Source organism: Ruegeria sp. THAF57 (assembly GCF_903914075.1).
Lineage (GTDB): Bacteria > Pseudomonadota > Alphaproteobacteria > Rhodobacterales > Rhodobacteraceae > Ruegeria.
Genome location: NZ_CAIWNQ010000002.1, coordinates 453182 through 477771, shown reverse-complemented (window position 1 = coordinate 477771; position 24590 = coordinate 453182). Strand labels below are relative to the sequence as shown.

Annotated in this window: 21 protein-coding genes; 16 read left to right on the top strand and 5 right to left on the bottom strand. The window is 55.0% G+C overall.

What is annotated here, in order from left to right:
• The first annotated feature begins 191 nt into the window (after nt 1–191).
• From rfbC to RUESEDTHA_RS06365, 3 genes are read left to right on the top strand one after another with little or no spacing between them, the layout of a single operon-like run.
• A complete protein-coding gene (rfbC, locus tag RUESEDTHA_RS06375; protein ID WP_180885392.1) occupies nt 192–722 on the top strand; it encodes a dTDP-4-dehydrorhamnose 3,5-epimerase in 531 nt (176 codons plus the stop codon).
• A 36-nt stretch (nt 723–758) separates the two neighbouring features.
• A complete protein-coding gene (locus RUESEDTHA_RS06370; protein ID WP_180885390.1) occupies nt 759–1694 on the top strand; it encodes an NAD(P)-dependent oxidoreductase in 936 nt (311 codons plus the stop codon).
• A 1-nt stretch (nt 1695) separates the two neighbouring features.
• A complete protein-coding gene (locus tag RUESEDTHA_RS06365) occupies nt 1696–3018 on the top strand; it encodes an NAD(P)/FAD-dependent oxidoreductase (protein WP_180885388.1) in 1323 nt (440 codons plus the stop codon).
• A 15-nt stretch (nt 3019–3033) separates the two neighbouring features.
• On the opposite strand, the gene RUESEDTHA_RS06360 is transcribed toward RUESEDTHA_RS06365, so the two are convergent.
• From RUESEDTHA_RS06360 to RUESEDTHA_RS06350, 3 genes are all read right to left on the bottom strand, one after another.
• A complete protein-coding gene (locus tag RUESEDTHA_RS06360) occupies nt 3034–4044 on the bottom strand; it encodes an NAD(P)-dependent oxidoreductase (protein WP_255431652.1) in 1011 nt (336 codons plus the stop codon).
• Nucleotides 3971–4885 carry a glucose-1-phosphate cytidylyltransferase gene (gene rfbF / locus RUESEDTHA_RS06355; RefSeq protein ID WP_219635820.1) on the bottom strand — a complete coding sequence of 305 codons (915 nt, stop codon included), beginning with the start codon at nt 4883–4885 and terminating at the stop codon, nt 3971–3973. The genes RUESEDTHA_RS06360 and rfbF overlap by 74 nt, the downstream gene beginning before the upstream one ends.
• A 192-nt stretch (nt 4886–5077) precedes the next feature.
• A complete protein-coding gene (locus RUESEDTHA_RS06350; protein WP_180885384.1) occupies nt 5078–6364 on the bottom strand; it encodes an O-antigen ligase in 1287 nt (428 codons plus the stop codon).
• 377 nt (nt 6365–6741) lie between these two features.
• Here RUESEDTHA_RS06350 and RUESEDTHA_RS06345 point away from each other — a divergent pair, with 377 nt between their 5' ends.
• The 5 genes from RUESEDTHA_RS06345 (at nt 6742) to RUESEDTHA_RS06325 (ending at nt 12744) form a co-directional block, all read left to right on the top strand.
• Nucleotides 6742–8145: an oligosaccharide flippase family protein gene (locus tag RUESEDTHA_RS06345; protein ID WP_180885382.1), complete on the top strand. Its 1404-nt coding sequence runs from the start codon at nt 6742–6744 to the stop codon at nt 8143–8145.
• Between the two features lie 308 nt (nt 8146–8453).
• Nucleotides 8454–8666 carry a hypothetical protein gene (locus tag RUESEDTHA_RS06340; protein ID WP_171124027.1) on the top strand — a complete coding sequence of 71 codons (213 nt, stop codon included), beginning with the start codon at nt 8454–8456 and terminating at the stop codon, nt 8664–8666.
• 385 nt (nt 8667–9051) lie between these two features.
• On the top strand, nt 9052–9756 hold the full coding sequence (locus tag RUESEDTHA_RS06335) for a sugar transferase (protein WP_180885380.1): 705 nt from the start codon (nt 9052–9054) through the stop codon (nt 9754–9756).
• A gap of 41 nt (nt 9757–9797) precedes the next feature.
• Nucleotides 9798–11105, top strand: a complete 1308-nt coding sequence (locus RUESEDTHA_RS06330) for a polysaccharide biosynthesis/export family protein (RefSeq protein WP_180885378.1) — start codon at nt 9798–9800, stop codon at nt 11103–11105.
• Between the two features lie 124 nt (nt 11106–11229).
• The gene (locus RUESEDTHA_RS06325) at nt 11230–12744 is read left to right on the top strand and encodes a hypothetical protein (protein WP_180885376.1); all 1515 of its coding nucleotides are present in this window, start codon (nt 11230–11232) and stop codon (nt 12742–12744) included.
• Here RUESEDTHA_RS06325 and RUESEDTHA_RS06320 read toward each other — a convergent pair.
• Nucleotides 12741–13727: a glycosyltransferase family 2 protein gene (locus RUESEDTHA_RS06320; RefSeq protein WP_255431635.1), complete on the bottom strand. Its 987-nt coding sequence runs from the start codon at nt 13725–13727 to the stop codon at nt 12741–12743. The two genes, RUESEDTHA_RS06325 and RUESEDTHA_RS06320, sit on opposite strands and share 4 nt — an antisense overlap.
• 225 nt (nt 13728–13952) lie before the next feature.
• Here RUESEDTHA_RS06320 and RUESEDTHA_RS06315 point away from each other — a divergent pair, with 225 nt between their 5' ends.
• Entirely contained in the window at nt 13953–14354 is a 402-nt protein-coding gene (locus tag RUESEDTHA_RS06315; protein ID WP_180885372.1) for a GtrA family protein, read from the top strand.
• Nucleotides 14355–14415: 61 nt separating this feature from the next.
• On the opposite strand, the gene RUESEDTHA_RS06310 is transcribed toward RUESEDTHA_RS06315, so the two are convergent.
• Nucleotides 14416–16644 (bottom strand): AAA family ATPase, encoded by a 2229-nt coding sequence (locus RUESEDTHA_RS06310; protein ID WP_180885370.1) that lies wholly within the window; start codon nt 16642–16644, stop codon nt 14416–14418.
• A gap of 260 nt (nt 16645–16904) precedes the next feature.
• Here RUESEDTHA_RS06310 and RUESEDTHA_RS06305 point away from each other — a divergent pair, with 260 nt between their 5' ends.
• The 7 genes from RUESEDTHA_RS06305 (at nt 16905) to RUESEDTHA_RS06275 (ending at nt 24590) form a co-directional block, all read left to right on the top strand.
• On the top strand, nt 16905–17705 hold the full coding sequence (locus RUESEDTHA_RS06305; RefSeq protein ID WP_180885368.1) for a WecB/TagA/CpsF family glycosyltransferase: 801 nt from the start codon (nt 16905–16907) through the stop codon (nt 17703–17705).
• Nucleotides 17706–17798: 93 nt separating this feature from the next.
• On the top strand, nt 17799–18671 hold the full coding sequence (locus RUESEDTHA_RS06300) for a sulfotransferase (RefSeq protein ID WP_180885366.1): 873 nt from the start codon (nt 17799–17801) through the stop codon (nt 18669–18671).
• Between the two features lie 85 nt (nt 18672–18756).
• Nucleotides 18757–19722, top strand: coding sequence for a glycosyltransferase family 2 protein (locus tag RUESEDTHA_RS06295; RefSeq protein ID WP_180885364.1), 966 nt, complete (start codon nt 18757–18759; stop codon nt 19720–19722).
• A gap of 2 nt (nt 19723–19724) precedes the next feature.
• Nucleotides 19725–20660 (top strand): glycosyltransferase, encoded by a 936-nt coding sequence (locus RUESEDTHA_RS06290; protein ID WP_180885362.1) that lies wholly within the window; start codon nt 19725–19727, stop codon nt 20658–20660.
• An 89-nt stretch (nt 20661–20749) separates the two neighbouring features.
• Nucleotides 20750–23305, top strand: a complete 2556-nt coding sequence (locus RUESEDTHA_RS06285) for a glycoside hydrolase family 9 protein (RefSeq protein WP_180885360.1) — start codon at nt 20750–20752, stop codon at nt 23303–23305.
• 191 nt (nt 23306–23496) lie between these two features.
• Complete coding sequence (locus RUESEDTHA_RS06280; RefSeq protein ID WP_180885358.1) at nt 23497–23928, top strand: hypothetical protein; 432 nt, start codon at nt 23497–23499, stop codon at nt 23926–23928.
• The gene (locus RUESEDTHA_RS06275; RefSeq protein WP_171123149.1) at nt 23925–24590 is read left to right on the top strand and encodes a MotA/TolQ/ExbB proton channel family protein; all 666 of its coding nucleotides are present in this window, start codon (nt 23925–23927) and stop codon (nt 24588–24590) included. The genes RUESEDTHA_RS06280 and RUESEDTHA_RS06275 overlap by 4 nt, the downstream gene beginning before the upstream one ends.

Here is a 24590-nt window from a genome sequence, read left to right as displayed (position 1 = left end):
CATTGCCCGGACGATATCGGCTGACCGCTTCAAAAACTATGGAAATAATCTGCGTTGTCTGGTTAAGTTTTTGCGTCTGGTTCACTTCGCGGGCTCTATTTTAGGGTCATTTTTCTTACCACTGATCCACGCCCGGTCTCAGAAGCTGAACCGACCGATATTTGGTGACCGTTGGAACAGGCGGATGGTTAATGATTTTTTCTGAAACGCCTTTACAGGGCGCTTTTGTTGTCGATCTGCAGGAAATCTCGGACGATCGCGGTTTTTTTGCCCGCGCCTTCTGTGCTGAGGAATTCGAACAGCACGGCCTCATACCAGCGGTCGCACAGGTAAACCTTTCATTCAATGAGAAAAAGGGAACGATCCGTGGCCTGCATTACCAAAACGCACCAGCGTCCGAGGCCAAGTTCATGCGCTGTATCTCGGGTGCCATCTACGACGTTATCGTCGACCTGAGGCCGGGCAGCCCGACTTATCGCCAGCATTTCGGAATTGAGCTGTCCGCGCGGAATCGTCGTGCGCTGTACGTGCCAGAGATGTTTGCGCATGGCTATCTTGCACTGACGGACGGCGCGCAGGCGTTCTATTCCGCCAGTGAATTCTACACGCCCGGCGTAGAGGGGGGGATTCGATACGACGACCCCGTTCTCGGGATACAATGGCCCATTCCAGTCAGCATTGTTTCCGAAAAGGATGCATCCTGGCCTCTGCTAGACACGTAACAGCCCACAGATTCTGTGACCGGAGCTTGAAACCAGATGAATTTGAAGGCCCAAAATTCAAAAGTGCTGGTCACGGGTGCCTCTGGCTTCATCGGTCGGTCCTGTGTGCGAAACCTTGCAAGTACCGGGTGCAGGGTCATCGCGACCTATCGAACTGATCCGCCACCGCCAATGGATGGCGATGTGGAGTGGGTAAAGATCGACATGGCGGATACCGCTGCGGTCGGGGACTTGTTGCAGCGCCAGCAGCCCAGCCATTTGCTGGCTTTGGCCTGGTATATGGGGCCGGGCAACCAACAATCACTGGAGAACTTTCGCTGGATACAGCATTCGGTGGATTTGCTATTTTCTTTTGCCGAGGCCGGAGGGCAGCGTGTCGTGTTTTGCGGCTCGTGCATGGAGTATGACTGGAGCGCACCTGTCAAACTGCGCGAAGGCGTGACCCCGCTGGTTCCGGCTACGGAATACGGCGCGGCCAAGGCCGGTCTTTCGGTTGCGTTTGACCGGATGTGCGCTGCGCTGGGGGTATCCGGTGCATGGGCGCGGCCGTTCTTCCTGTACGGGCCGGGCGAAAGCCCAAAGCGGCTTGCGGCGGATGTGATCGTTTCGCTGCTGGAAGGTCGTGAAGCCCTGTGTACGCATGGCCGTCAAAAACGGGACTTTCTACATGTTGACGATGTTGCCCGCGCTTTGGTTGATCTGCTGGGCAGCGATCTGCAAGGTCCGTTGAACATCGGCAGCGGCACCGCGATCCCGCTGGCCGACCTGATAACCGAGATCGCCCGTCAGATCAGTGCCGAAGACTTGGTTCGATTGGGCGCACGGGAAGCGCGCGCAGGTGATCCGCCCTTGGTCGAGGCTGACAACACGCGCCTGTGTCGCGATCTGGGTTGGTCCCCGAAGTTTAATTTGGAAACCGGAGTTGCGGATACCATCGCCTGGTGGCGCCGCGAAATTGTGAAAGAATCCTGATATGAGTAACGAGAACATAGTTATCCTTGGCTCTGGCATGGCCGGACTCGGCGCTGCGCATCATCTACATTCTGAGGGCGTGACGAGCAGAATGTATGACAAAAACCCGTTCCCCGGTGGTCATACCGCGACATTCGCCCATGACAGCGGTTTCATCTTTGACGACGGACCGCATATTTCGTTCTCGAAGGACCCCCGCATCCAAGAGCTGTTTTCAAGCAATGTCGGTGGCAAGTTTGAGAAATTGCAGGCTTACGTGAACAACTATTACCATGGCGCATGGGTCAAGCACCCTGCGCAGGCGAATTTGCACAACTTGCCGGATGAGCTGAAAACCCAGTGTATTTTGGACTTCATTGAAGCCTCCAAGCAGGACGTGGTGGAAAAACCCGCCAATTACCTCGAATGGCTGATTTCGGTCTTTGGTGAGACGTTTGCCACGCATTTTCCAGCGGTTTATGGCAAGAAATACCATACCGTTGACGCCGATCAGATGAGCACGGTCTGGATGGGACCGCGTTTGTACCGCCCGTCAATGGAAGAGGTGATCCGCGGCGCGGTCTTCGCGGAAACGCCGGACGTGCATTATATCACCGACTTCCGCTACCCGACCGAGGGTGGGTTTATTTCCTATCTCAAGCCGTTCATGAAAAAGACCGACCTGCATCTGGATCACAAGGTTATCGCCATTGATCCTGCTGCAAAAACGGTCCAATTCGAAAACGGCGTGATCGAAGATTATAGCAAGCTGATTTCGTCCATCCCGCTGCCGGACTTGATCCCCATGGTCAAAGGAGCGCCCCAGCATGTTCTGGATGCTGCGGCAAAACTGGCCTGTACCACCTGTGTGACTGTGAATATCGGGCTGGCGCGCGATGATTTCACGCCTGCGACCTGGACATATATTTATGACGAGGACATCGTCTTTACCCGGTTGAGCTTCCCGCACAAGATGTCGACCCAAACCTGCCCGCCGGGATGCGGCTCTATTCAGGCGGAATGCTACTATTCACATAAGTACAGGCCGCTGGACGTCGCGCCCGAAGAGTTGATCCAGCCGGTAATTGATGACCTCGTCAAGATTGGCCTGATCGCCGAAGACGAAAAGATTCTGCACAGGGACGCCCGGTTGATCACCCACGCCAACATCATCTTCGACCTTGACCGCGAGGAAGCGCTGCCAATCGTTCACAAGTGGCTGGACGAGGTTGGCATTACCTATGTCGGACGGTTCGGAGAATGGGGCTATCAGTGGACGGATGAGGCGTTCAAATCCGGTGAGCGCGGCGCCCGCACCGTCATTCAAGAGCTTCAGGCCGTCTAGCGCGGCGCGTGCCGATCACGAAGCGATCGGCACGGTTCTGCGAAAGTCCTGATCCAGTTGGTTTTCCTGCAAAAGGGCCTCTAACTGGGCCAGACGTTTGTATTTGCGACCTTCGAAATCCTCGACCTGCAGGTCGCAGGCCTTGACCGCATCATATAATTGCTGTGCCCCCCGGACTGCGTCCCATTTGGGTTGAAAACCCGGGATGGACTTTTCGATCTTGGCTGAACTGACCCGGTATGATCGATTGTCAGGCCCGGCATCGGCCGCATAATCGATTTTCGCACCCGGAACCGTGTCGGCCACGATCTCGGCCAGATCGCGGATCTGATAGTTGTTTTCGGTTCGGCAAACGTTGAACGCCTCGCCCGAAATTTCGGCGGGGTCGGCCATGAGCGTTGCAAGGAAGGCGCGGGCCATGTCTTCGACGTGGATGATCGGACGCCACGGCGTGCCATCCGACATCATCAGAATGCGACCCGAGGTATAGGCATGTGCGATCAGGTTGTTGAGAACAATGTCGAACCGCATTCGGGGGCTTGCACCATAGGCGGTGGCAAAGCGCAGGAAAGTGGGCGTGAAGCTATCATCTGCCAGTGGTTTCAGGTCCCGCTCGGCCAGAACCTTGGATACGCCGTAATCCGTCTGTGGGTTAAGCTGGCCATCTTCATCGACAAAATCCTCTCCGGCCCGGCCATAGTTCGAGCAGGAGGACGCGAAAACAAACCGACGCACACCAGCGGCCTTGGCCTGTTTCGCCACATGGACCGTGCCTTCGTGGTTGATTTGCTGCGTCAGGCCGGGGCGAAGCTGTCCCAAGGGATCATTCGACAGGGCCGCCAGGTGCACCACCGCGTCAAAACCTTCGAGGTCGTCAACCGTCAGGTCGCGAATGTCCTTGCCCAGGTTCGGGATTTCGGGAACGGCACCGCCGGGCGCGAAATCGGCCCGGTCAAAGAGATTTATATCGCACCCAGTCACCTGGATTCCCTCCTCGGCCAATACCGGGGCGGTGACCGTCCCCACGTAGCCGAGATGACCCGTTAAAAGAACCTTTTGAATTTTCCCATGTTGCCCACGGTCGGTTGCCATTTTTCCACATCTCCTCAAGCCGGCGTTTATCCGCCAGATGGTCCATACAATACCAGAAACCAGGATGGCGGTAGGCCATCAACTCACCCAATTCCATCAGCTTGGGCAGGGGTCCTTCTTCCCACATGATCTCGTCGCCATTCACGCTGGCGACGGCGTCGAACACTTCGGGTTCAAGCACGAAGAACCCGCCATTGATCCAGTCGGCGGCTGTCTCGGGCTTTTCCATGAACCCTTCGACCAACCCGTCTTCGCGCACTTGCAGATGCCCAAAGGTCGTCAGCGGGCGCACCATTGTAATCGTGGCCAACTTGCCGTGCGACTTGTGAAAGGCGACAAGCGCATCCAGATCGACGTTTGAGACACCGTCGCCGTAAGTCAGCATAAATGTTTCATCGCCCAGGTATGGTTGTAGTCGGGCCAACCGCCCACCGGTCATGGTTTCCGTCCCGGTGTCGATCAGATCGACCGTCCAGGGCGGCATCTGCGCGTCAAGAACACTGTTGTGATAATCGGGTTCGCCGAACAGCTCGCGCTTGGCAAAGTCGATCCTGAGATTTCCGTCATACTGGCACAGATCGGAAATATAGCGTTTGATCAGGTCGCCCATGTAACCAAGGGCCAGCACAAAGTCATGATGCCCATAGGTTGAATAGTGCTGCATGATATGCCACAGGATCGGCCGGTTGGCGATTTCGACCAATGGCTTGGGGCGAACGCGGGTTTCCTCGATCAGGCGAGAACCCTTACCACCTGCAAAAATGGCTGTTTTCAATGGTGCCTCCCGAACGGATACAAAAGTTGGAAAAAGATTCAAAATGACCAATGGTCAAAGTCGACAATACAGGGCAGGCCGCTGTCAATCGTTGAAACCTGAAGCCCTCGAACAAGGCTGGCGACATCGAATTGATGGATTTGATTTGAGCGCACGGCCCAAAAACCTGTTGTCTATCTTCGCAGAAGTACCTCATGCCAATGACGCGCTCCGCAACCTGAAATCTGCGACCAGCGCTTTGGCGACAAGATTTGTTTTGGTCATGTACATGACCAGCAGGATCCACATCCCGTCCAGACGCCCCATAACGTTGCTTTCAGTAATATTCAGAAAGATAAATCCCACACTCAGCGCGAACACGAGGACAAAGTCATCCCGGGGTTTGAGGTGCCGCATGCAGTAAAACACCGAGCTGAAGAACCGAAAGAAGGCAAGAAACAGCAGCACGACGCCAACAAAACCGATGTTCAGCCAGGTTTCGATCAGACCGTTATGTGAATAGTAGGGCGTGAATCCAAGCTGGTACTGATTTTCGTAGATGCGCATATGGGGGGCCGCGTCGTGCCAATAGCCTGCATACCCATATCCCAGCCAAAACCGATCCATGGCATAGGGCCAGGTCAGTTCCCAAATGGGAATCCTGTTGGACAGTGTGGGCTGACGTCCGATCATCGCAAATAGCGGCTCGGCAATGTCGGAGGCCAGGATAAGTGTTCCCAGCCCAATCACAAACGCGGAAAATAGTATGAAACCCAAGGCCCATAGAAACTCGAGCCGGGGCATTATTTTGGTAATGAGGAAACCCGAAACGACAAACAGCCCGATGATCTGCGCCGTTCTTGAATCGGAGGCAATCAAAAGAACAATCGCTGCGCCTGCCGTGATATGAAAGAACATGCGCAGCCGTCCGGTCGTGACTTTCATGGCGAAGAATGACGATAGAATTGCCATAACGGAATTCGCGCCCAGCTCGTTCTTGTGCAGATAGATGCCGTTCCACGAGTTTTCCCACGGCGGCAATCCACGTGCTTGCGGAAGCGCTCCGATAGCGGCAAGGGACAGGGCCATGGACAGAGCAAAATACAACACCACGAACAGCACTAGACCCCGCATGGACATCATGCTGCCTAAAGTCAGGCCAAACAGGGTGGTCGCGGCCAAGGGAACGGTGCGCTCCATCGTAAGCAGTCGATAGTCGCTCCAGGATGCAGACAGAATGGCAATGATGATCATGAGCGAGATTTCGGGTGAGGCGAATGCGCCGCGCAACAGGTGCCGATAGTAAAGAGCAACGGTTGCAAGGATCGGCAGCAGCGTGAGGATCTCGATCCGATTGGCAAGGTTGTTGCGATACAGGACGACGGACAGAAGGTCCGATCCGACCAGAATCAGAAAGACCATGCAGATCAGCAGGACATTGTGGTGGAACGACGCGCCCGCCACCTGCTGATAGGGAATACTGCTAAAGGAATGCCTCATGACACGGCCAAAAACCCAAATACCCAATTGCTGAAAGCGCGATTCAGCAGATCACTCAGAAAACTACAAAGCCAAGCCTAGCAAAGCCCAACGGCCTGAGTCCATCTTCGTGCCGTTTTCGTGATGGTTTGCGCGCCGCAAATCCCAGTTTCACCAATAATTTCAGCAAATCGACATCACGCGCGGAATATGGTTTAACAAATTCGGTTTCTGCGCCGGATTGTCAGGAGGCATTTTCAGGAATTGGCCCGCAAGCTTATGGGAGCGGCCCCATGTCAAGGTTTCCGGGTGCATTGTGTCTTATGAGTTGATGTCAGCTTCTGACGGTTGGGTATTTTTATGACGGCTCCGCACCCTATCACGCAAAACGGTTTTTTATGACGTGGTACTTTGTTCCCAGAATGCTGTCCGCATTCCTGTCTGTTGTGATCCTTGTGGTGATGACGCGTGTGCTGGGGCCGGCAGAATTTGGGCGCTATACCCTGACCCTGCTGCTGGGCACGCTTCTGTTTTCGTTCACGTTCTTTTGGCTGGTGATTTCAGTCGGGCGATTTCACCACGCCAAGGAGTTCGAAGGCAGAACCATCGGAACGGTTCTGGGGGCTGCCGTTCTGATTGTCTTTGCTTTGCTGGCAATAGTGGCGATGTCCTACGTCGTTCTGCCCTTTGCCTGGGCAAACAGCTTTTTCTATGCGGCCGTGTTTTGCATCAGTCATGCGATCCACGAGATCGGCGCCGTTTGCTTGCGGCAGTATAACGAAGGGCCGAAATTTGCGGCCGTGACACTGCTGCGTCATGCGCTGGGCGTGTCTTTGGCTGTTGCATTCATCGTCAATGGCGGCGGTTACGAAAGCGCTGTGATCGGAATCTCGCTTGGTGCCGCGCTGACGGGGGCCTATGCGGTGCTTGTTACCGTTGGTCGGTCGGGCGTCTATTTCCCCAAATGGGCCGAGGCGAAAACATACCTGTTCTTTGGCTTTCCATTGGCTGTGGTCGGGTCAACCTCGGTCTTTCGTGCGATGTCCACCCAATCGTTGCTGGCGGTGCTGGTGGGGATCGAGGCGGCGGGCTATTTTGCGGCGGCTCAGGCGCTGACCATGCGGTCCCTTGTGCTGACGATGAGTACACTTTCAAATGTGGTTGCGCCTTCGGTATTCGAAGCGCACGAGGTTAAGGGAATTGCTCATTCCGACTCGGTTCTGGATCGCTATTTCTCGTTCCTGATGCTGATTTCGATGCCCATTGTCGTGGCGCTGGTCAGCGCGGCAGACGTATTCGCGAACCTGCTGTTTGACCACGACTTTGCTCAGGAAACGGCCGGATATCTGCGTGTTCTGGCAATCGCGGCTTTTGTGACGGGCCTGCAGGGGGCTTATTTCAGCTATTCGTTCATGAGGTCTAAAAAGACCGGCTTGCAACTGGTCATTACGTTCGGGACGCTGATCGTGCACGCCCTGCTGTCGCTGGCTGTCATCAACCTGTTAGGGGCCCCCGGCGCATCCTATGCGTTCCTGGTCAGCAGCCTTGTCAGTTTTGTCGTGTATTTCTACATCGGGCGAAAGGTCGATCCGCTGAAAGTTCCCATTCGGGAATTGACCAAAGCCTTTGCAGGGGCGCTGATCTTTGTGCCGTTCGGTGTGGTGGCTGAAGGCGCTTTAACGCTGCCCTCTCAGGTCGCTTTGCTTTTGGCCGGGTCTTTGGCGATGTTCGTCACTCTGGTACTTATTCGGCAAACCGCGGCTGTCACAGTCTGGAACAGAATACGGTATCGGGCAAGTTAGCCAAACTTTGCCACTGCGGAAAAGCTATACTTAACAATTTATTAACCTCTGTTTGGCCACAGTTCCTTCGGTGCGTGGGCATAATTTTGCCCAGTTGCCGTGGGTTTCTTGAATCAGGCGATTGGGTCCCTCGTGGTTGGCTGAATATGATGTTAGATTGTCACTGATCTCAAGATTTTGTGTCACTTTATGGCTAATCGTGTGGGGCGATCTATATTCAAACCAACTGCCTGAGCACACAAGAGCATGAGGTCAAAATGGCAGGTAAAATAGAGATGACAAAAGACCGAACAAGAGCAACGTAATTGATGGTAATCGTTTATCTTCTCTCTGGGCCGCTGGTTGCCGTTCTGTGCTGTGTCGCGTTGATTCTCACGGGCGCAAGCACAGGTGTGGCTGTGCTGGGTGGATTGCTGATTGGATGCTTTACGCCGTTTCTGGTTGCCGTTTTGCATTTCGCGTTCAGCCGTAAGTTGCGCCTGAAAGTATTCAGTAAGCTGCCCTCGAAGATCGGTCAGTAATAAATCTGGAAACAGCGCGCAGAAATGCGTCTTTTTGTTTCCAATTTGGAAACTATTACAACCGGTTGATCATCTGCTGACCCCTGTGATGCCTTGTTTCGATGCAAATGTTTGTGAGCTCCGATAATCTCCAACAAATAAGTTGTCTCTTTATTTTAAAGGTGCGATCATATTGCGGGGCAATAATCCCGGTCGGTGTTGGCACCGAGTCGGGTTATAAAATGGGTGGGATCACGCACTTGGTGCGATGTACCCCAAATTCGAGCGAATAGAATTTGTAGTCGCCGCTGCATCCGCACTTAACGGAGCAGCGTGTGGCGAGGCGTTATGTGGCTTGTTTTGCCGCTGACGTTTTGAGTGCTGTTGTGTTGTCTTGGGGGTTATTATGAACCATGTTCGAAGTTCTATTCGGATAGAAGATTCTGAAATTTGCAAACCAAATCAAAGCTCTATTTCTGAAGTTGTCGAGTTCTGCAATTTAAAAAGCTTTTACGCCGTCAAGGGTAAGCGTCTGCTGGACATTTTTCTTATCCTAATTGGTGCACCATTTGTGCTGCCAATCATTCTTGTCATTTCGATCCTAGTTAAACTGGATGGTGGTCCGGCCATTTACCGGCAAAGACGTGTGGGCATCGGCGGCAAAGAGTTCGACTTTCTGAAGTTTCGTTCGATGGTCCCGAATGCCGAGCAGATGCTGGAACAGCACCTGAAAGAATGCCCGGCGGCGGCTGCCGAATGGCGCAAGCATCAAAAGTTGGAAAATGACCCACGGGTCACACGGTTCGGCCGGTTCATCCGCATGACATCGCTGGATGAATTGCCACAGCTTTGGAATGTCCTTGTTGGGGATATGAGCCTAGTTGGCCCGCGCCCGATGTTGCCTGAACAACAGGTTCTGTACCCGGGTTTGGAATACGGTTTGATGAAGCCCGGAATCACCGGTCTTTGGCAGGTTTCCGATCGCAACGACGTAGAGTTTTCGCATCGCGCGCTGTTTGACAGCGACTATGCAAGGCAAATCGGGTTCTGGTTCGACCTCAAGATACTCTTCCGAACCGTAGGCGCAGTGTGTAACGCGACCGGTTACTGAAATTTCCGGGCTTGTTGCCTGCATGTTAAGTGGTGACCGAGATGACATTTGTACTATGTGATTTGTTTGGAAAAGCGTCCGGCTGGATTGGCGATCAATTTCGGTCGCTTGGTCGTGGCCTGGTTGCGATAATTTTTACTCTTTACGCCGGGGCCGCCCTTGCGGATTTCGATCTTGAGCCCGGCGATAACGTCCGTGTGACATTTACAGGACTGGATTACCTGTCATTCGAATCGGTAATAGACGTACATGGTTACGTGAACCTGCAATGGCTTGGTCAGTTTGAAGCACAGGGTTTGTCGCTGGAGGAACTGGAGCAGCGCGTGCGTCTGGACGCCTCGGGCAAAATCGTGAAGCAATACAACAACAACGGTGAGATCTTTATCATTCAGTTGGATGGTGATGAGATCGAGATTTCCCGGAACGGGTATCGACCGATCATCATTGGCGGGGATGTCGCGCGGACGGGCCAGATTGATTATCGGCCCGGTGTAACAGCCCGCGAAGCCGTCGCGTTGGCTGGTGGTGTCAGAAGCCAGCTTTTGACCGATGACGTCACCATTGACCCCATTCAACTGATGCGCTGGCAAACAGCCTATGGTCAGGCAGCGCTGGACCAAGCGGAAGCACTGACCCGGAAATGGCGTGTAACAACTGAATTGTTGCAAAATATGAACCATCCCGAGCCCTTGATTGATGATGTTTCCGTATCGGAAACAGTTCTAGCGGATTTGATCGCTGAGCAGATCAAGATTCGCACAGTGAACTTGGCCAATGAAACGGGCGAACGGCATTTCTTTGAAGATGCCGAGGAACAGGCAGGCGAGCGTATCGCGATCCTTCAAAAGCAAAAGTTCCAACTGGCTAAGGCGCTGGCTGCCGACGAAGAAGAAGAAGCGCGGGTCATCAGTCTTGTGGATCGTGGTCTGGCGCCGGGCTCTCGTATCGCCGACACCCGTCGTACAACCGTTCTGTCCGCAACGCGTCTGCTGGATGTAGACGAGGACCTTGCTGCAACCAGTCTGGTTCTGACCCGGCTCAGACGGGATCGCGAACAGTATGAACAAGAGCGGTCCTTGCGCCTGTTGCAGGAGCGGCGGGATGCGAATCTGGCCATCAGGGAATCGACATTGCAAATGGACACGATCGCCAAATATCTGGCCGGGGCGTCCAATGAGATGGGGATTGATAGTCTAATTACCGACATCGACTACACGGTCAGAATTTATCGTTTGATCGAAGGTGAATTGCAGGCGGTTCAGGGGGACAAGCAAACACGTTTGCTTCCGGGTGACAGTCTGGAGATCAAGGTTGAAGAGTTGCTGCCCGAAGCGCCCCTGACCGAGTGAGCCCAGCAAATACTTCATCAGTCACAGGAGGCACATTCGGCGCGGCGCAAATTTGAAAAGCGGGTGTCCGTCCGCCTCGCCATAGTTGTTAAACGGGTAACCAATTTCGAATGTGGTTTTTAGCATGAAAAACGAAGCATCCAGCGTGGCGTCCATTGGTGTCGGTGTTTCCCCACAATCAGATACAGTGAACATGACCACTTTGAAGGCTTTGATGCTGGTCGTCACATTTGCGGTCATGCAGATGTTGCCAGCGGCCATAAACGGGTTTCCTTTCGTTTTCTTTGACACGGAAGGGTATCACAAGGCGGGTGAGGCGGTGGTTCAAACGATTGCCGGAAAACCCGCCGAAGAGTTGATTGCTGAAAACACCGGATCACAAGCGCAGAGCGCGAATGAAGAGGCAACGGCGCAACCGGGAAACTCAGAAAACGGCGGCACGTTCGCGGTTCCCATGTCTCGGTCCCCGTATTACGGGATTTTCGTGTACATCTTTTTCGGTGTTCAGCCCTACTTGCTTGCGTTTTTTCAGTCGCTCGTCGTTGGTTATGCTGCGTGGTTGACCGTCAGGCAACTGTGCCCAGTTGATCCTGTAAAACCCTATCTGGCCGCCGGAGCGATTTGCGCATTGGCGACACCGCTGCCGTATTTTTCGACTTACACCATGCCAGACATATTTGCGGCTTTGGCGCCTATCTGCTTGTTCCTTTTGTGTTACAGCAGAAAGAATCTGTCGGTCCTTCAGCAAGTGTTTTGTTGGGTCACGTTGGCCGCCGCCGCCGCATTTCATAACAGCCATATTCTGGTGATCTTTGGATTGCTGACGATCTTGCTATTCATGTCAATCTGGCCGCGGCTCAGGCCCACGTTTTCCGGTCTGCTTGTGTCATGTTCCGCTTTTGGCGCAGGTGTGATTGCTGTTTTCCTGTTCGCCTATGTCGCCTTCACCATTTTCGGAAGCTGGCCGCAAAGTATCCCCTTTCTGACCGCACGGGGGATCGAAGATGGACCGGTTGCTGAACTGATTGAAAATGATTGCGAACAGCACGGGTTCACAATCTGTGGCGCAGCTCCGTTACAAAGCCGGGACTCGCAGCATTTTCTGTGGCACCCGGACGGGTTTTTCCGGTCGTCCGATCCGGTCACCAAGCTGCAACTCAGCAATGAGGACGCTTCGGTCTTTCTGACGGCGGCGCTGGAATATCCGGGTATGCAAGTGGCAGCGTCGCTGAAAAATTCTGTCGAACAGTTCGGCCTGTTCGGGTTGTACGAGTTTGAAACGGCCAAGCGGGTCTTTCTTGAACAGGCACCGCTGTTCATGTCCGAGGTCGATCTAAAAAATTACGGGGACTCGAAGGCCGTCACCGGAGCCTATCCGTTTGTTGCATTATCAACCCTGATCTATGTGGTTGCGGCCTTCAGTTTGATGACAGTGTTCTACATCTACGCGTCACGACCTGTTTCAGACGCGGCCTTGGCTTTGGGCATCCTGATTTTGGCAACGCTTGTGGTAAATGCGGTGGTATGCGGCGTTCTGTCGGATCCGCACCACCGGTATCAGGCGCGCGTTGTCTGGCTATTGCCGCTGTTGGCGACCTACCTTGTGTTTCACATCAATCAGCGTCGCGCCGGGCCTTAGGGTTTGGGGGCCTCATACTGCAGATAGCTGAGGCGGCGTGCCTCTCTTCTGCCGCGCGAAACGGTGTCGAGGATCAGAGCGCAGGCGATACAGACAATTGACATCAGGAACCCTGTCAGAGCTGCGAATAAGGATGGAAACCGTGCGACCTGACTTGTTTCCAGAAACTCCAAAAGCACCGATAGGAATACAAGGCCCGAAGGGATGAAGATCAGCCCCGCGAGTGAGAAAAAGAACAACAGTGGTTTCTCTTCCTTTACCAGAAAGCCGATCATGCGCAGGATTCTCAGGCCATCTCCATAGGTCGACAGCTTGGATACCGAATTCTCGGGCCGTGCGCGATACTTGACCTGAACCTCATCAATCGGAAGCCGCATCTGAAGCGCGTGAACGGTAAGTTCGGTTTCGATCTCAAACCCGCTGGACATACTGGGAAAGCTTTTGACGAACCGTCGGCTGAACACCCTGTATCCCGAAAGCATGTCCTCAAGGTTTCGGCCAAAGAACAGCTTCACCAATGAAGTCAGCATCCGGTTGCCAAATTTGTGGCCGGGCCGATAGGCTGCGTCGTCTGAGTGTTTTCGTGCCCCGTTCACCATGTCCAGGTTGTTGTTCCGGAGCAAAGCGATCAGGTCAGTGACATTGCTGGCGTCATAGGTGGCATCGCCGTCGGCCATGACATAAACGTCCGCCTGCACGTCCGCGAACATGCGCCGAACCACGTTTCCCTTGCCCTGATTTGTTTCGGACCGGACGGTCGCGCCGGCGCGCTGTGCCACCTCGATCGTCGCATCTGATGAATTGTTGTCGAACACATACACGTCGGCGTCTGGCAGGGCTTCCTTGAATTCAGAAACGGTCAGTTCAATCGCCGCTTCTTCGTTGTAGCAGGGTAAAATGATCGCAATCCGAACCGCATCATCCGAAGCAACGTGATCTGGGTTGCTACCCTTCACACCTGAAGCTGCCTCCTCCTTCAACACGGCACTCATCCTCCAAAAAAACAAAAAACACGGATTGACAGAATATGTTTTGGGATACCAGATATTCGCCTATGCCAAAAGAAAAATTGACATAAGGGTCAAAGCTCTAACCTGTTTTGCGGCCAATTTGCTGCGGTCTTTCCAGAGCTTTCGGTGGGGTCCAAGTTAAGCCCCGGCCACTTGAAATGAGATTGTTTTATCAATGCTGACGATGGACTTGTGAACATGCCTTCCTCTCAGTTTTTCAGGTTCGTAGTCGTGGGTGGTATCGCGTTCTTCGTGGATGCCGGTCTGCTGTTGCTGACAACCGAGTGGTTTGGACTGATCCCCGAGATCGGGCGCATTATCTCTTTCTGCGGGGCCGTCACGACAACCTGGTATTTGAACCGGACCTTTACGTTCGCCACTGTCAGCCGTCCGACACTGAGAGAATTCGCAAGCTATGTGTTGGCGATGAGCTTTGGTCTGGCTGTGAACTACGCGGTGTTCGTGGCGTTGATCCGCCTCAACGAGACAGCAGGTGCCTATCCGGTCATTGCATTGGTGCCAGCGACGCTGGCCGGGATGGTTATAAACTTTCTGTTCTCGCGACGCATTTTGGGGTCGGGTCAGGACACGGAAAAATGAAAACGGGCCTGCAACCTGTGCAGTCTGAAAATGCCCACGGGAAAACTTGAAGTGTCAGGCGTTATCCCAGATTGGGATCACCGTATTTCTTGGCGCGTTTCAAATCGACGCGCGTCGCAACCAGGGCCGCAGGTCTGACATCCGCGTTTTCCAACTCACGGATGGCCTGAAAGACGGAATTTCTGTGCGTGTCGTTCCATCTGGTAAACAAAATGACCCGTTGGGAAATCTGAGACAGATACGCAGATTCCACCGCTTCCAGCAGGGGCGGTGTATCCAGAAGGATTACTTCGTACATATCGGACAGCGTGATCAACAAGTTGATGAAGGCCGGAGAACGCAGAAACTCTTCAACAAGCGTCGCTTTGGTCTCGGAATCCAGATTGCCGGCAAGCGGCAGGATATCCAGCCCATCCTGAGGCGTCGCAACAATGTGTTCCTGAAAGGAAGACGGATTGGCAGTGCAGTATTTCAGTTCATCGACCGACAGCTTCGACAAATCCCGGTAGGCAGACGCGACTGTATCGCAATCAATAATCAGCGTTCTGAATTTTGTCTTGGCGCAGACGGACCCGATCAACAGAAGGGATGATGTTTTCCCTTCATCCGGCAGCGCGGACGCGCCAGAGAAGATGACGCACCCATTGTTCGAGAAGCTCTGGTTGGGCTTGCCGTCCAGACTTTTCGAGAAAAACTCGACCGCTTGCGAGAAGGACGGCTCGCCCTGCTGGCGCAGGGATCGCAATCCAACGTCACTGCTGGCCAATAGCTTTTTGCCATATCGAATAAACTCGGGGTCCAGCTTTCCGTCATTGGTAAAGAACGCCTCGAATTGCGGGGCGTTTTTGATCTCGGGAAGGATCGCAGACAGTTTTACCCCTGTTGCGCTTTCGAATTCATAGGTGGTTCTAAGCCGCTTCTGGAAGATTTCGCGCATCACGGTCCATCCGAGACCGGCGAAGATGATCATGAACATCACGCCGATGGATGTCTGCGACCGCTTGGGTTCCGACGGGTCGACCGAGACACGGGCCCGCTCGATAAGATGGGCACCGGCGTCCAGATAATCACCTTGTTCGGCCCTGCGCCCAAGCTGGGATACGAAGTCCCGGTAAATCGCTTCGGTGACCAGAATTTCATTTTCGATCCGCTTGGTGACCGAGTCGTGCTGAACCTGTTCGGCCTGCTGCGCGCGGAACACTTCGATGCTGCGGTTCAGGTCGTTCAGTTGATCGTCCAGCTGCTCTACCCGTTTTTCGGCAATGTCCTGCGCGGCGCTAAGGCGTTTTAGCGCTTCCTCGGTATTGGCGTCCTGTCCAAGGTCCGGCGGAAGCAGTCCGATTTTCTTGGCAAAGTCGATCGCTTCTTGGGATTTTCCTTGCGCGCGCAGGGTGTGGATCGCGCTTGTTTGCTCTTTGATCCGGGCCAGTTCATTTTCCACCAGTTGGGCGCGCCGCTCGGCCTTAATGCGCTGGGCCTTGATGGTTGCGTATTCGTCCGGGGAATAAGGGATTTCGATAGAATGTGTTTCTAGATCCGAGCTCAGTTTGTTCAGATCATCCCGCAAATGCCCGATCCGCGTTGTAAGCCAACTCTGGGATTGGACCAGATCATTGCGTTTCATAGCCGTCAGATTTGACAGGTATTCTGACGCAAGGCTGTTGGCGATGTCGGCCGCCTTTTGCGGTGACTTCGCCGTGACGCGAATCTGGTAGACTGCGGAAATATCGCCAATCTGTTCGATTCGTGTCGATTTCAGCAAATTCTCAATCGTCGTTTCCCGCGCAAGCTCTTCCGCCGAGGAATCGCTGCCCACCACTTCGTCATTATCAGCGCTCAGAGCGTCGACCAGACTATTCTTTAGGCTACGCGCCAATGCGATTGGCGACAGGTTGATACTGGTGTCTTCCCCAGAAAATTCGGGATCCAGATAAAGCTGCATCCGGTCGACAACACCTTCGATCAAGTCGGTAGAGCGTAAAAGCTCAAGTTCACTTTCCAGCGATGTCAGTGAAAGCGGCAGGCCTGAAACGTGAGGCGTGAACTGCGTTTCGGTCTGAACGCGCGTCTCCATCATGACTTTTGCGCTGGACGTGTATCTTGTGTCCGAGGTGTATGTGAAAACGTATGCTATAATCGCACCCACAAACCCCATTGCAATGATCCACGGAAGTGAGCGCCTTATGGCCCAGGCAATATTGGACAGCGTTCTAAGCTCTGGGTCGCCTGCCGAAGCTAGACCCGTCCCAGAGAGTTCTACGTCTAATCCTCGGCGATACTGATCAGTCATAACAAAAAACAACGTGCGGTAAGGATAGGCCCGAGCATAGTGTCAGCGGGCTTATATCAACAGTGAAATCAACAGATGGCGTTAACAATGGGCCTAGAAAACCATGATTGGCTGCGAAAAGATAGGAAGTTTAAGGGGGATTGCTAATTCGCACAGGGCTCCGCCGAATAACTGAGCAGTTCGTGGAGTATGTATTAGCGAGAATCGGCAGTCCTGATAACCTGCCTTTACTGTAGGTGTTTTAACCAGTTGGCTATGAGATGAACAAGATTCTCGACAAGCGTTTGTCGCACACAATAGTAGGCGGTATGCCCGTCGCTCTCGTCAGCGACGCCGAGCTTACGTCGGCGATGCTGGACGATGTCGAACAGCGCAGGGCCGGGCTGAACCACCGTGCATTGACAGTGTTCGATTCGAACGCACAGGGAATCTCGCTTTATGCCGAAGATGCACAATTCGCCAAGGCGATAGACGCGGCCGATATCATTCATGCCGATGGGCAGATCGTGGTCTGGGCCTCGAAGTGGACACAGGGGTCCAAGGGCATTCCCGAACGCACGGCTACCACCGATTTCATTCACTCAGCCGCGGCTGCGGCGGCGAAGAACGATGTGGGGTTCTACCTTCTGGGCAGCACCGAAGAGATTAATCGCGGATGCGCTGAAGAGTTGGCCGCCCTGTATCCCGGTCTGAAAATCGTGGGCCGGCGAAACGGGTATTTTGATGCGTCAGATGAAGAGGCCGTTATCGCCGACATCAACGCTAGCAAGGCCGATATCCTGTGGGTCGGGCTTGGAAAGCCAAAAGAGCAGTTGTTTGCCAACCGCATAGCCTCAAAGCTGGACCATTGTGCCTGGATAGTGACCTGCGGTGGCTGTTTTCATTTCGTCGTCGGGGATTACCCGCGCGCGCCTTTGTGGATGCAGAAAATGGGGCTAGAGTGGTTGCATCGCATGGCGACCGGTCCGCGGTATCTGTTCAGAAGGCATATGCGGACGCTGCCGCATGCGTTGAGTATTGTGCTTAGAAAAGATGTGCCCAAGCGGTTCGAGCGCAGATAGCAGGGCGCAAAGACTGGCTGAACTGAATTTCCCGGAGTTCTGCCAGAAGTATTGGTAAGTTGGTTTGTTCAGAAGGGATTTCGTGTGGGGAAGGTGGATTTCATAGGAATCGGTGCGCAAAAGGCCGCGACGACTTGGCTGCATCACGTGTTGTCCGAACATAGTTCGGTAACAACGAATGACACCAAAGAGCTGAATTTCTTCACCGCGAATTATGACCGGGGCTATGCATGGTATGAAAGCTGTTTCGCAGACGCCCCGCCCGGAAACATATGTGGAGAGTGTTCTCCAACCTACTTCTTCAGTTCGGATGCGCCTCGGCGGGCGCGGGCCTATAACGAGGACCTCAAGCTGATCTGCATCCTCAGGGATCCGATTGGGCGCGTGTTCTCGAACCATTTGCATGAGATTCGCAAAGGCCACATTGCGCCCTCGACTTCGGTCGAGGCGGGTCTGGCCCAAAACCCCGCCTATGTGCAGCAAAGCCAGTATAAGACCAATCTGGAAAACTGGCTGCAGCACTTTGACCGGGACGCTTTGCTGGTGCTGTTTTCCGAAGAAGTGGCTGCAAATCCAGACGAGTCCTATGATCAGATTTGCGAGCATCTGGGCCTTTCGGCCCGAGAAGGGTCAGAGGCGATTTCAGAAAGGTTTCATGAAAACATCACCTACAGGAACAAAACTTTGCAAAAGTCGCTTCGGTTCGGCGGCGATATGATGCGATCACTGGGAATGGGTGACGGGGTGAAAAAGCTGAAGACCCTTCCGGGTTTGAAACAGATGTTGTCGATGAACAAGCAGCATCTGAACATCATGGTTCCGCCTCCGACATCTGAAACGCGGGAAAGGCTGGCGAACCAGTTCAGGCCCGACATGGAATTTGTGGCCGAACTTACAGGGCGTGAAACCCTGCCCTGGTCCACCTGGAGCGATCTGCGACCAGCGGATGCCGAGCAAAAGGGATAACCATGCAAGGATCATCGGCGACGCAAAACACGGACAGGACCGGTGCAAGAAACCGGAACCGCAAGAGCGGAAACTTGCTTCGCCGATGACTGGTGAACAATCACATAAAGCTGCGCCGCATATCGCCATTTGCATTGCAACATACCTGCGACCTGAAGGACTGCGGAATTTGGTCGAAAGCCTGAACCGGCAAGTACTAGAAGCCCCCGGAATTCGTGTGACGTTGGTGATCGCCGATAACGCGCCTGACGCGCCAGCGACCGAGGCACTGGGCGATATCGGAAAACTCAGCCATTGGCCGGTCATCTACACCATTGAATACGAACGCGGAATCGTGTCTGCGCGGAACCGGACACTGAACGAAGCCCCGGCTGACGCAGATTACTTCGCCTTTCTGGACGATGATGAAGAGGCGTCCGAGGACTGGCTGGCGCAGATGCTGCAAACGATGACTTTGCCGGACACTGTGGCCGTGCAGGGAACGGTAGAGCCCCGGTACAAGCAGCCGCCACCGGACTGGATCGAGGCACTTAATCTTTTTCGTATGGGACCTTACCTGCAAGGGGCTGCATTGCCGGCTGCGGCGACGAATAACGCGATGGCCGATGCGGCGATCATTCGGGAACGTGGCCTGCGGTTCGATCCGCGATTTAATATCACCGGGGGCGAAGATGAAGAGTTCTTTTCTCGGCTGCGGGACGGCGGTGGAACGATCCGGGCTGCAGCAGATGCGTTGGTTTGGGATGATGTGCCTGAAAACCGCATGTCATTGCGCTGGCTTGGCCGAAGGTGGTTCCGAATGGGCAACACGTTAAGTCGCATCGCCCTGATCCGGCGGCAGGGTATCGCGACGCGCGCCCTGAAAAGCGTTGCGGCCATGGGTTGGGGTGCGCTGACCTGTTTGTGCCTCGGCTTCGGCTCTCGGGCCAGGTTTTACAGGGGGTGGCTCGAAATCCTCAGGGGGGCGGGCATGGTTGCGGGGCTGTTGCGCTTTGACTTTGCCGAATACAGCAGCGCGGCCGTCAAAGTCGACCGCGTGAAGGAGGGGTGATTGTGGCGCATACCTCTGACGACCTGGTCTTTTCGATTATCATCCCGGCCCGCAATATGGAGCGGTTTCTGGAAGAAACGCTTCTGAGTGTGCAGGACCAGACCTTTGCTGATTTTGAGGTGATCTGCGTCGACGATTGCTCAACGGACAACACGCGAGAAATTGCGGATCGTTTTGCTCAATTGGACGACAGGTTTCACGCCGTGGACGGCCCGGCCAAAGGTGTCAGCGCAGCCCGAAACCTTGGCTTGAGCCGGGCCAAGGGAAAGTTTGTTCTGTTTCTGGATGCCGACGACCTACTGCATGCGCAGGCGTTGGGGACGTTCTCCGAAGCTTTGAAAAACACCAACGCCGTTGCTGCCGTAGCAGGGGTGCAGAGGATCGACGTGGACGGGCACCCTATGCGCGGGGCAGACAACCGCCACCTTGTGCCGGATCAGGATCAGTTGGCCGCATTGTTGCGAAAGAACTTTGTGGTCAATGGGGGGGCGCTGGCCGTCCGAACCGAAAGCGCCCAACGCTGCGGTGGGTATGACGAAGCGCTGGTCAACGGCGAAGACTGGGAATTCTGGTGCCGACTGGCCCTTTTGGGTGAATTCACCGTCGTGCAGGGGCCTGCATTGTTGAACTATCGCCAAGTCGCCAGCGGTGCCAATTTCGGGGCGCGTGGCCCGGCCTTCGCGCAGCGTGTACCGTGTATCGAAAAAATTGCGGCGAACCCTTTGATGAAAGATCGGTTCGGGTCGCGGTTGCGGTCGCTTCTGCGTGCGCGGCAAATTGATATCTTCTGGTCGGGCGTGCGTAATCAGTACCAATACGGGCGTAAGTCGTCTGCCCTGTTCGAAGGCGCCTGCGGTGCTGTTTTGTACCCCGACAGCCTGCTGCGCCCCCGCCTGATCTGGCGTTTCCTGCAGAGTTTGGATCGGACGGCGAAATGAGGTACGCTCGCTTTGTTTGATCCTGGGAGAGTATGCGGCTCATGATGTTCTCGCGACGTGCCATATTGCTCCAGGGTACTGCTCTGGCAGTGTCCGCCCCGATTGCGATCGCGCTGGTTTCTTCATTGCGTGCGGAAAATCCGAGCGAAACCCAATTGCGTTTCGTGGGTGATGACACCGTTCAGATCACGGTCATCGACACGCTGTTCGAAAGATCCGATCCAGTGGCCGTCAAACCCGAAGACAATCGCGAATGGGTTCCTGACCCCTATGTCTCATTTGGTTCGGTCGGTCGGCTCAACGGGCAGGACGGGTATTTCTCGGGCGATGCCAACGTCACCCAGCCACAGCTTTTCATGGCGTGGCCCAAAGTGGTGCCCGATAGCAGGTTGTCTGGTTTCCGCACCGGATCGGAGCCGCATCAGCAGCACGCGCTTGCAGACCAGCCGGAAGGTTGGAGCGTTACCGTCAACGGACAACCCGTCACCGTTGTCGCGTTGTATCGCAAGTCTACCCCGATCCGGACCGAGTCACTGGACGTCCGCCGATGGGACAGCACCAAGCGTCACATTCTGACTTTCGTGTTGGACCAACCAATTCCGCAAGGGGCAGAGCTTTCCTTCAAAGGACCCACTGTCGCGACCATCCAAGGGTATAAGCCCGTTACAGCCTTCAGCGAAGCCGTGCATGTCTGTCAGGCAGGCTATCCGGTGAAAGGCCCGAAAAAAGCCTATGTCGGCGAATGGTGGGGGCATGATAAGAACGGAATGCCCGGCAACACCGACGTCATTCTGACCGAACAAACGGGCTGGCGCTTGATTGATGAGCTGGACCGTACGGTTGTGCGCACCGGCACTCTGGAGCTTGTCAAACCCGCGACCGAACCGCACTGGAATGAAGAGAACTTCAATGGATGTGATATCTATCAGGCCGATTTTTCGGATTTGGACAGGAATGGCGATTATCACCTGCACGTCGATGGATTAGGGGATTCCTTTCCGTTCAAGGTTTCCGATGCCCCTTATGCCGATGCGCTAAGGTTGGCCGCGCGCTGGTATTATCATCAAAGATCGGGGTGCGAAATTGCCGAGCCATATGGCGAAGGCAGAACCCGACCACGCAATGGCCACCCCGAAGACGGGCTGGTGGTGTGGCAAACCGACGTACAGCTTGGGCGAACATCCGAGGGCTATGACGGGTCGAGCGTTTTCAAGATTCTGCGCGAGCAACCAATCGGAAACGCGGGTCTGTCTGGATCCACCGCGGCATGGTCCGAGGACCTCAACCCAAATGCCTGGGGCGGATGGCACGACGCAGGGGATTGGGATCGCCGTATTCAGCACACCGATGTCGTCTATCACATGGCGCATATCATCGAAGCGTTCGACTATGCCCGAACGCTGGACCTGAATATTCCCGAAAGCGGCAAGCCATTTTCCGACGAATCTGTGCGTGCCCGTAAGAACAGCGAAGATCGCGGGGACGGAGAGACAGTTCTGCCCGATCTGATACACGAGGCATTGTGGGGCATTTCCCTGTGGCGCAGAACCCAGCGCGAGGATGGCGGCATAGGTGGAGGCGTTGAATACTCGAATTCGGGGATATTTGGCTCGGTCTCATGGAACCCTGTTCAGATTGCTTACTGCTATGGGCCGGAAGACTGGGCCTCATACTGGTTTGCCTTTAGTGCGGCGAAACTGGGCCACGTTATCAAGCACGTGTGCGGTGACACCACCCTGGGCGATAGCCTCATAGATGAGGCGGTCCACGCCTGGTATTGGGCCGAGCAGGAGTTCCTGTCCAAAAATCCGTATGCACCCGCCCCCCTGAACGAAGACGGGACCGAGCCAAAACCGGAAAAATGGGTGAGCGTCGTGTCGCGATCCCGTGTCGCGGCTGCCGCAAGTATCTATCGCGCCAGCGGCGACGCGACGGCCTTGAAGGTTTTCGAGGACAACAACCCGTTCGAGCCTTTATCTGACAATCCCGCCAAAGAGATACAAAGGGAAATCTTCCAGTTCTCGTATTATGATTATCTTCAGGCGGGACAGGAAGGCAGGCCAACAAACCCCGAGATCGTCGAGTCGATCAGAGGCTGGATCAGGTACCGGGTCAAACGGGCCGAGCGTATGGGGCGTGACTTTGGCGTGCATAGCACCGCGACCTATCCGTGGGGTCCGGGTTGGCTGCGGTTTGGGCCGGGGTCGAATTGGCGGGCGGCACATTTCGCCCTGTACTTTGCAGCCAATGGTGAGCTTCCGCCTGAAATGCAGGCGGCGGTGGTCGAAGGGATGTGGTTCGGATTGGGGTGCAATCCTGCAAATGTAAGCTTTGTGCAGGGCTTGGGTCGCCGGGATTACGCTGATCCGTTGTTGATTGACGGGCGGGGCAAACCGCCCATTCCCGGCCAGATCAGCTTTGGTGTCGCTGGCGGTGTCATGCACAAATGGGAACAGCAAAAGACAGAGGGCTCGATCTACCCGGCCGATCAACTGGCCTGGCCAAAATACGCCCAGATTTTCGAAAGCCGAACAATTGCGATCTCGTCCGAGCACGACATCAAGGCCAACGCGATGGAATGGCTGATCGCCTGCGCCATGGTCAATTACCAAGCACCAGAGGCACCTCCCGAGCATGATGAGTAGGCATCGGCCCGTTTCGGGCCTCTCATTGGTGCGGCTTCTTCAACGGCGGAAATCCGAGCACGCGTAATCTCGTGGGGTCACAATGGTGTCGGTGACCCTTTCGTGCCCTAACTGTCTTGGATATGACGGTTACAGCACCCGCAATGCATGCGGATTGCTGATGACTGCGTCGAACAATTGGGAGCGCGCAAATGAAGTTTCGCCGTATGGTGCTTGCCGCGATATTCGTTTCACTACCACTTGCAGCAGCAGCGCAGTCCGACGGGGCGGACCAGACCGGGCTGTTGCTGGAACTGAACACCCTACAGGATGTCGAAGGGGCCTGTCGATTGACGTTCCTGATCGACAACAAGACAGGGTCCGAAATAGATGCGGCAAGTTTCGAGACGGTGATTTTCGATGCTTCGGGCAGCGTGGTCAGCCTGTCGCTGTTCAACTTTCGCGATCTGCCCGCGGGCCGGCCGCGCGTGCGTCAGTTCGATTTACCGGGCATGACATGCGCGGGGGTGGGGCGGGCGTTGATTAACGGTGCAAACACCTGCGTCGTTGCTGGTGCGGACAGTCAACTGTGCGATGACATGCTGAAATTGAACAGCCGGACCGAAGTGGAGTTACTTGGATGAGCCCGCTGGACGCATTGCGCGAAATTCTGGCCCTTGGCGGGCCGGTTGTTGGAATTCTCATTGCAATGTCCGTGGTGACACTTGCGGTAACGCTCTATAAACTCTGGCAGTTTGCCGTTTCCGGCGTTGGGCGGCACCGTGTTCTGTCGCAGGCGCTTGCGGCATGGGATGACGGTGATGTCCGGCGCGCGCGTGCGCGTTTGGCCGAAAGCCGCAGCTATCTTGCTCCGCTTGTCGGGGTCGCAATGGATGCACCGGACACGCCAGGGCTGGATCAACGGCTGGACGCCGAGGCAGGGCTGGCGCTGGCCGGGTTGGAACGAGGGTTCCGGTTGTTGGACACCGTGGCCCAGCTTGCGCCTTTGCTGGGTCTGTTCGGCACTGTGCTTGGCATGATCGAAGCCTTCCGCAGCCTTCAGTCCGCAGGCTCAACGGTTGATCCATCCCTGCTGGCCGGTGGTATCTGGGTCGCGTTGATCACGACGGCCGTTGGTCTGGCTGTTGCCATGCCGACCTCGATGGTTCTGTCCTGGTTCGAAAGCAGAACGGCGCGTGAACGGGTTTTCGCGGACAAGGCTCTGCGCACGGTGCTGGTGCCGGGTCAGGGTATTCCCGGTCCGGTCGATACCTCTGCGACAGCCGTCGCGCCCGAGCATGCGTAA